The organism is Spirillospora sp. NPDC046719, assembly GCF_040645715.1.
Taxonomy (GTDB): Bacteria; Actinomycetota; Actinomycetes; order Streptosporangiales; family Streptosporangiaceae; genus Spirillospora.
In genome coordinates, this window is sequence record NZ_JBEYYT010000437.1 from 1 (window position 1) to 7,653 (window position 7,653).

General features: G+C 71.0%; 7 protein-coding genes. 6 read left to right on the plus strand and 1 reads right to left on the minus strand.

The genetic code is table 11. The features are described from left to right. Positions 1-31 precede the first annotated feature (31 nt). On the minus strand, positions 32-1,111 hold the full coding sequence (locus tag ABZ914_RS42160; protein WP_500200324.1) for an amidohydrolase family protein: 1,080 nt from the start codon (positions 1,109-1,111) through the stop codon (positions 32-34). Positions 1,112-1,260: 149 nt separating this feature from the next. On the opposite strand from ABZ914_RS42160, the gene ABZ914_RS42165 reads away from it, so the two are divergent. From ABZ914_RS42165 to ABZ914_RS42190, 6 genes are read left to right on the plus strand one after another with little or no spacing between them, the layout of a single operon-like run. Continuing rightward, a complete protein-coding gene (locus ABZ914_RS42165) occupies positions 1,261-2,700 on the plus strand; it encodes an OB-fold domain-containing protein (RefSeq protein WP_500200326.1) in 1,440 nt (479 codons plus the stop codon). 11 nt (positions 2,701-2,711) lie between these two features. Beyond that, a complete protein-coding gene (locus ABZ914_RS42170; protein WP_500200329.1) occupies positions 2,712-3,920 on the plus strand; it encodes an acetyl-CoA acetyltransferase in 1,209 nt (402 codons plus the stop codon). A gap of 25 nt (positions 3,921-3,945) precedes the next feature. After that, complete coding sequence (locus ABZ914_RS42175; RefSeq protein WP_500200331.1) at positions 3,946-4,446, plus strand: PaaI family thioesterase; 501 nt, start codon at positions 3,946-3,948, stop codon at positions 4,444-4,446. After that, entirely contained in the window at positions 4,447-5,286 is an 840-nt protein-coding gene (locus ABZ914_RS42180) for an enoyl-CoA hydratase-related protein (protein WP_500200332.1), read from the plus strand. Between the two features lie 21 nt (positions 5,287-5,307). Further along, complete coding sequence (locus ABZ914_RS42185; protein ID WP_500200333.1) at positions 5,308-6,171, plus strand: acyl-CoA thioesterase; 864 nt, start codon at positions 5,308-5,310, stop codon at positions 6,169-6,171. After that, entirely contained in the window at positions 6,161-7,612 is a 1,452-nt protein-coding gene (locus tag ABZ914_RS42190) for a class I adenylate-forming enzyme family protein (protein ID WP_500200336.1), read from the plus strand. The genes ABZ914_RS42185 and ABZ914_RS42190 overlap by 11 nt, the downstream gene beginning before the upstream one ends. Positions 7,613-7,653: the final 41 nt, after the last annotated feature.

Here is a 7,653-nt window from a genome sequence, read left to right on the forward strand (position 1 = left end):
CCGCCCGGCGCGCCCGGGGAGCAGTGGCCGCTCAGACGGCCGCCTGGGCGGCGGTCTGCTCGGGGACCTTGAACAGCTCGTTGAACGCGCCACGGGTGACGCGCTCGCGAACCGCGTCCGGCACCCCGTCGAACAGGCCACGCAGGGTCTCCTGCGTGTGGCCGTAGGTGCCCTCCAAGTGGGGGTAGTCGTCGCCCCACATGACGTTCTGGTAGTCGGTGTACCTCACGGTGTCCACCGCGCTGACGTCGTGCTGGAACGAGGCGTACACCTGCTGCTTGATGATCTCGCTGGGCAGGCGGCTGAGCTTCGGGCGCACGAAGATGCCGTGCTGGCGGTAGGCCTCGTCCATCCGGTCCGCGATCGCCGGGAGCCAGGACGCGCCGCCCTCCGCGATGAAGATCTTCAGGTCGGGGTGGCGGTCCAGGGCACCGCCCGCGACCAGGTGCGACACCACCCGCATGCCGGGATACGTCGTCTCCATGAAGTTGACGACCGCGCCGCCCGGACCGCGGTAGACGACCGTTTCGCCGCCGGTCCCGATGTGGAAGGCCAGCGTCATGCCGGCGCGCTCCGCGACCGTCCACAGCGGCTCCCACCGGTCCAGGCCGTACTCCTCGCCGGCCGCGGTCTGGGTGGGCAGGAACACCGCCTGGAAGCCCATCTCCGCGGCGCGCTCGAGCTCGGCGACGGCGTCGTCCATGTTCGCCATCGAGACGCACGCCGGGGTGAAGATCCTCTCGGTGCGCTGCATGATCTCCGCGTGCGCCCAGTCGTTCCAGGAGCGGACGACCTCGCGGGCGAGCTCCTGGTCCCGGATGAGCACGTGCCAGAAGCCCATCGAGGGGAAGGCCACCTGTCCCCAGACGCCCTCCTGGTCGAGATCCTTGAGCCGGACGTCGAGGTCGCGGGCGCCCGGCGGGCGGATCGCGTCCATCATGTCGTTCAGCTGCCGGCTGACCTGGTCGCCGTCGATGTAGAGCACCTCGAACCGGTCGCCGCGCTCGCTGCGCGGGGCGCGCTCCGCCAGCCGCTTGGGCAGTGCCTGGAGCCACAGGTCGTCGGGCTCCAGCACGTGGGAGTCGGCCGAGTTGGCCCAGATCTTGGTCATCAGACCCTCCTGAACATCCCCGAGAAGATGAAACTATTCTATATATCTAGCTATATCTCGCAAGGTGGGGCCCCTGATGTGGAGCCCGCTCCCGGCTTGTTAAAGTAGTAGAATTATGTAACTATATCGCAGGTTGAGAGGGAGGTCACATGGGTGGTCTGATCGCCTACGGCGCCTACGTCCCGCACCGCAGGCTGCGCCGTGCGGAGATCGCCGCGGTGCTCGGCGGCCCGGCCGCGCCGGGGACCCGCGCGGTCGCCGGGCATGACGAGGACAGCACCTCGCTGGGCGTCGAGGCGGGCCGCACCGCATTGCGCGGCCTGCCCGAGGGGCACGCCCCCCGCAGGCTGTTCTTCGCGTCGTCGGCGCCCGCGTACACCGACAAGACCAACGCCACCGCCGTCCACGCGGCGCTGCGGCTGGACCGGTCGGCGCCGGCCGCCGACATGTGCGGGGCCATCCGGTCCGGGCTGGACGCCGTCACCGCGGCCGTCGACTCGCCGGTCCCCACGCTGGCGGTGCTGTCGGATCTCCGCGGCGGGCTTCCCGGCGGAGCCGATGAACGGGACGGCGGCGACGCGGCGGCGGCCCTGCTGTTCTCCGGCTCGGGAGACGAGGCGTCCACCGCGCCGGTGATCGCCGAGTTGCTCGGCCAGGGCTGGGCGACCGCGGAGTTCCTGGACCGCTGGCGCCTCCAGGGCGACATCTCGTCGCGGATCTGGGAAGAGCGTTTCGGTGAACAGGCGTACGTGCCGCTGGCCGAAGCCGCTTTCGCGCAGGCGCTGAAGAAGGCCGACCTCACGCCGGACGCCGTCGACCACCTCATCGTCGCGGGCGCCCACGGCCGCGCCGTTCGTGCGGCCGCCGCACGGACGGGCGTGCCGCGCGAGGCATGGGCGGACGACCTCGCCCGCGCGATCGGCAACCCGGGGACGGCGCAGTTCGGCGTCGTCCTCTGCGACGTGCTGGACCGGGCGGGGCCCGGCGAGACGATCGCGATCCTGTTGCTGGCCGACGGCGCCTCGTCGCTGGTCTTCCGGACGACCGAGGCGCTGGGCGAGCGCCGTTCCTCGCCGGCGGTCGCGGAGCAGATCGCGGGCGGTGACGACTCGCTGTCCTACGCGACCTTCCTGACCTGGCGAGGCCTGCTCGACCGGGAGCCGCCCCGGCGCCCCGATCCAGAGCCCCCGTACGCGCCGCCCATGTACCGCTCGACGGACTGGAAGTACGCGTTCGTGACAGGCCGGTGCGCGTCCTGCGGAACGCGGCACCTTCCGCCCGCCGACGTGTGCCGCGCCTGCCGGCACACGGGGGAGATGGAACCCGAGCCGATGGCCGACGTCCCTGCGACCATCGCGACCTTCACCGTCGACCATCTGGCGTACTCGCTCAGCCCTCCGGTGGTCACGGCCGTCGTGGACTTCGACGGGGGCGGCCGGCTGCGGTGCGAGCTGACCGACACCGACCCCGGGACGGTCCGGATCGGAGACCGGGTGGAGATGTCGTTCCGGCGGACCCAGACCGCCCGCGGCGTCCACAACTACTTCTGGAAGGCACGGCCCGCGCGCCGTGTCCCGGGGCAAGGCTGAGGAGGAGACCAGTGGGATCGAACGGTATCCGCGACCGCGTGGCGATCGTCGGCATGGGCTGCACGGCCTTCGGCGAGCACTGGGGCCGGTCGGTGGAGAACATGCTGGTGGAGTCCACGAACGCCGCCGCCCGGTCGGCGGGGATCGACCTGCCGGACATCGACGCCTTCTGGCTCGGAACCCAGGGCTCGGGCGTCTCGGGACTGACGCTCAGCCGGACGCTGCGCATCGCCGACAAGCCGGTCACCCGCGTGGAGAACTTCTGCGCCACCGGCTCGGAGGCCCTGCGCCAGGCGTGCTACGCGGTGGCGTCCGGCGCCTACGACGTGGCGATGGCCGTCGGCGTGGAGAAGCTGAAGGACTCGGGCTACTCGGGACTCGTCGGCACGGCGGTCCCCGGTGACGGCACCGTCGGCATGAACGACATGACGGCTCCGGCGGCGTTCAGCCTTCTCGCGCCCGCCTACGCCGAACGGTACGGCGTCGACCAGGATCAGCTGAAGGACGTCCTGGCCCGGATCGCGTGGAAGAACCATGTGAACGGAGCCCGCAACGAGCGCGCGCAGTTCCGCAAGGAGGTGCCGATCGAGCGCATCAAGGCGGCTCCGCCGGTCGCTGGCATGCTGGGCGTGTTCGACTGCTCCGGCGTGTCGGACGGGTCCGCGGCCGCCATCGTGGTGCGCGCCGAGGACGCCCACCGCTACACGGACAAGCCGATCTTCGTGAAGGCGCTGTCCTTCGTCGCCGGGGCCGCCACCGGCACCAGCGACCCCGACTACGACTTCACGACGTTCCCCGAGGTGGTCGCGTCCGCTCGGGACGCCTACCAGCAGGCGGGCGTCACCGACCCGCGGACGCAGATCGCGATGGCCGAGGTCCACGACTGCTTCACCCCCACCGAGCTCGTGCTCATGGAGGACCTCGGGTTCTCCGAGCGGGGGCAGGCGTGGAAGGACGTCCAGGCGGGCGCGTTCGACCTCAACGGCGAACTGCCCGTCAACCCGGACGGGGGGCTGAAGGCGTTCGGCCACCCGATCGGCGCCTCGGGCCTGCGGATGATGTTCGAAGCCTGGCTGCAGCTCCGCGGCGAAGCGCCGGCGGAACGACGGATCGCCTCCCTCGCCGAGGGCCGGCGGCTCGCCCTGACCCACAACCTCGGGGGCGCGCCCGGCGAATGCGTGTCCTTCGTCTCCCTGGTCGGCGCCGAACCCGGCGCCTGATCCCGCTCCCGAGAAAGGACGGCGAATGACCGTCACTCGTCCCAGCCCCCTGAGCGAGGCGGAACAGCAGGAACGACGGGAGTGGTTCCGCGAGCACTGGCAGAGCGGAGTCGCGTTCAACAGCGACTGCGGGATGCGCGTGCTGCGGTGGGAACCCACCGGAATCGAGATGAGCCTCCCGTACGCCGAGCGCCTCTCCGCCCATGACGGTGTCTTTCACGGCGGCGTCGTCTCGGCCCTCATCGACACGGCCGGCGGCGGCGCCGTCATCGCCGGGCACGACTTCGGCAAGGGCAGCCGCCTGAGCACCATCTCACTGACCGTGCAGTTCCTCGCTCCCGCGGTCGGCACGGAGGTCGTCGCGCACGCGAGGTGCGTGCGGCGGGGAGGCCGGCTCCACTTCGCCGAGGTCGAGGTCCGCAGGACCGACGGCTCGGTGTGCGCCCGGGGCCAGGTCGTCGTGAGCGTCTCCGGCGAGCGGCCCCGCGTCGGCGAGCCGGTGCCGAGCGGAAACGGAGGAGAGTAGATGCCGGAACAGGACGAGCTCGTCCTCTACGAGGTGGACCCGGACGGCGTGGCCACGCTCACGTTCAACCGTCCCGAGCGGAAGAACGCCTGGAACATCCCCATGGAGGAGCGCTTCTTCGCACTCCTGGACCAGGCCGCGGCCGACCCCGACGTCCGGGCCCTGATCGTCACCGGAGCGGGCACGGCCTTCTGCCCCGGGATGGACATGCAGCGGCTGGAGCGCAACTCCCAGCCCGGACAGACCCTGAACCTCAAGGACCGCACCCCGATGTACGGCAGGCGGCTGCTGCCCAAGCCGATGATCGCCGCGATCAACGGCGGCTGCGCGGGGATCGGCCTCATCCAGGCCCTGATGTGCGATGTGCGGTTCGCCGCACGCGGCGCCCGCTTCACCACCGCCTTCACGCGGCGGGGGCTGGCGGGCGAGTACAACATGCCCTACGTCCTGCCCCGGGTCATCGGCCTGGAGAACGCACTCGACCTGCTCCTCTCCGGACGGACCTTCGACGCCGACGAGGCGAAGGCGCTCGGCCTGGTGAGCCGGGTCGTCGAACCCGGCGACCTTCTGGACGCGGCCCGCGCGTACGCGGGGGACATCGCGCGCAACTGCTCGCCGCGAGCCATGGCGGTCATGCGGCAGCAGGTCTACGGCGATCTCGACCGGGACTTCGACGACGCCCTGTCGCGGAGCTATTCGGTGATGGAGTACTTCGCCGGATCGCCGGACTTCCGGGAGGGAGTCGAGAGCTTCACCCAGAAGCGCCCGCCGAAGTTCGAGGGCCTGCCTCCGGACTTCGATCCCGGGGACGCCGTCGCCGACCCGTTCCTGCCGGGCTGAGCGACCGGAGTGCACACGAGAATGACGACGAGCAACGGGTCCTCCGGTACCGCCGGCGAGACCCTGGCCGCACCGGCGGCGGCATGGCACGATCTCCGGTCGCTTCTGGATCTGACGCCCACGGGAGCCGATCGCTTTCGTGCTCCGGCCACCATGACCGGGCACCGGACCCTCTTCGGCGGACTCGTCGCGGCTCTCTCCGTGATGGCCGCCGGACGTACCGGTCGCCCGGGACAGGTCCCGCATTCCCTGCACGCCTATTTCCTGAGAAAGGCGAGCGATTTTCCCTCCCTGGACATTCGCGTCCACCGGGTCCGCGACGGGCGAGCCTTCGCGGTCCGCGAAGTGGAGGTGAACCAGGAAGGCCGGACGCTGTTCACCATGATGGCGTCGCTTCATTCGGCAGAATCAGGCGACGACTGGTACGAAGGCGAGAAGGGGGGTGCGGCCGACCCCGCCACCGCGATGACGGTGCAGCCGACTCAGGGGCTGCGGGACGTCGGCTTCCCCTTCGAGATACGCCACGTCGCCCGCCCGCGTGCGGACGGGTTCGTGCCCTTGCACCCCATGTGGCTCCGGCATCGCCGTCCTCTGCCGGCGGATCCCCTGTGGCAGGCCGCGGCACTGGCCTACATCTCCGACCTCGGCGTCGTCATGGACGCCCGGCCGCCGGGCTCCACGCTGGCGCACGACTTCGTCGGGACGAGCCTCGACCACGCGGTCTGGTTCCACCGGCCGGTCCGGCTGGACGACTGGGTGCTGATGGAGTCCGACCCGGTCAGCAGCAGCGGCGGGCGAGCGCTGAGCAACGCCCGGATCAGGGACCGGTCCGGTCGGCTCGTCGCGACGGTCCTCCAGGAAGGGTTGCATCGACGTGTCGACTGAACCGTCCTTCTCGGCGCGGGAGGTGACCTGGTCGGCGATGGTGGCAGGCGCCTACGATCACGGCCGGGCCGCTGTGCTCTACGACGAGACGGTGTGGAGCGGGCGCGAGCTCATGGACCGCGCCGCGGGCGCCGCGTGGTGGCTCGACTCGCTCGATCTTCCCGCCGGGGCGCCGGTGCCCGCCCTCATCGCCTCCTCGCCCGAGGCGCTCGCCCTCGTCGTCGGCGGTGCCGGCAGCGGGCATCCGATCGCGCCGCTCGGTGTCCGCATGACGGCCGCCGAGGTCGCCGCCGTGGTTCGTCCGATGGCCTCGCCGGTGGTGGTGGCTCAGGAGGCGTACGCGTCTTTGGGGCACGACGTGGCGGAGCGGACCGGCCGCCGCCTGGTGCTCGTGCCACCGCTCGAGACCCGGCAACTGGAGTTGCACGCGAAGCCGGACGACGTGGCGATCGTGTTGCACACCTCGGGCACCACCGGCGTGCCGAAGCCGGTCCCGATGGCTCAATGGCGCCTGGCCGCTCGCGCCCGCGTGAACGGCGGGCTGTGCCAGCTGGATCCGGAGAGCCTTTACGGCGGCAGCGCACCCTTCCATCACATTTCCGGGCTGGGCAACGTAGCGGTCGCTCTGGGCGTCGGCGCCCAGATGACAGGGATTCCGCGCTTCACGGTCGAAGGCTGGCGACTGCTGTGCGAGCGGGGCGCCACTCACACCAGCATGGTCCCCGCAATGCTGGAGATGCTCCTGGCCGATGGTGAGCTCCAGCCCGCGAAGTGGCGGGTGCTCCAATACGGCGGGGCCCCGATCCGGCCCTCGACGCTCCGCGCCACCTACGAAGCCGTGCCGGGCGTCCGCATGCTCAACATGTTCGGCCAGACGGAAGGCTCTCCGCTCTCGGTGCTGACCCCCGAAGACCACCGGGCGGCGGTGGCCGGCCGGGAGGAACTGCTCCTGTCGGTCGGCCGCGCGGCTCCTGGTGTGGAGTTGCGGATCGAACAGCCGGACGCCGATGGCGTAGGGGAGGTGCTCGCACGAGGGGACCACTTCTTCGTGCTGGACGCGGAGGGCTGGCTGCATAGTGGCGACCTGGGAAGGGTCACGGCCGACGGCTACGTCTACCTTTCCGGCCGGCACAGCGACATGATCATCCGGGGTGGCGAGAACGTCCACCCCGTGGAGGTCGAGACGGTGCTCGCCGCGCACCCCGCCGTCGCCGACGTGGCCGTGGTGGGAGTGCCCGACGATCGGCTCGGACAGACGGTGGCCGCCTTCGTGGTCCCCGCGGACCCCGCGGTGCCTCCGGATCCTTCGGTCCTGCGGACGTTCGCCCGCGCCGAACTGTCCGGGTTCAAGGTCCCGGCCCACTGGCACTTCATCGAGGAGTTGCCGCGCAACGCCAACGGCAAGGTCCTCCGACGGGTTCTCCGCGAACAACACGTCTGAGGAATGAGCATGGCCCGGTGCGGCGGAAATCCGCCGCACCG

Bases quoted from the DNA above. Each gene is read 5' to 3' on its own strand.
- ABZ914_RS42160 (WP_500200324.1), bottom strand. From the start codon at position 1,111: ATGACCAAGATCTGGGCCAACTCGGCCGACTCCCACGTGCTGGAGCCC.
- ABZ914_RS42185 (WP_500200333.1), top strand. From the start codon at position 5,308: ATGACGACGAGCAACGGGTCCTCCGGTACCGCCGGCGAGACCCTGGCC.
- ABZ914_RS42180 (WP_500200332.1), top strand. From the start codon at position 4,447: ATGCCGGAACAGGACGAGCTCGTCCTCTACGAGGTGGACCCGGACGGC.
- ABZ914_RS42175 (WP_500200331.1), top strand. From the start codon at position 3,946: ATGACCGTCACTCGTCCCAGCCCCCTGAGCGAGGCGGAACAGCAGGAA.
- ABZ914_RS42165 (WP_500200326.1), top strand. From the start codon at position 1,261: ATGGGTGGTCTGATCGCCTACGGCGCCTACGTCCCGCACCGCAGGCTG.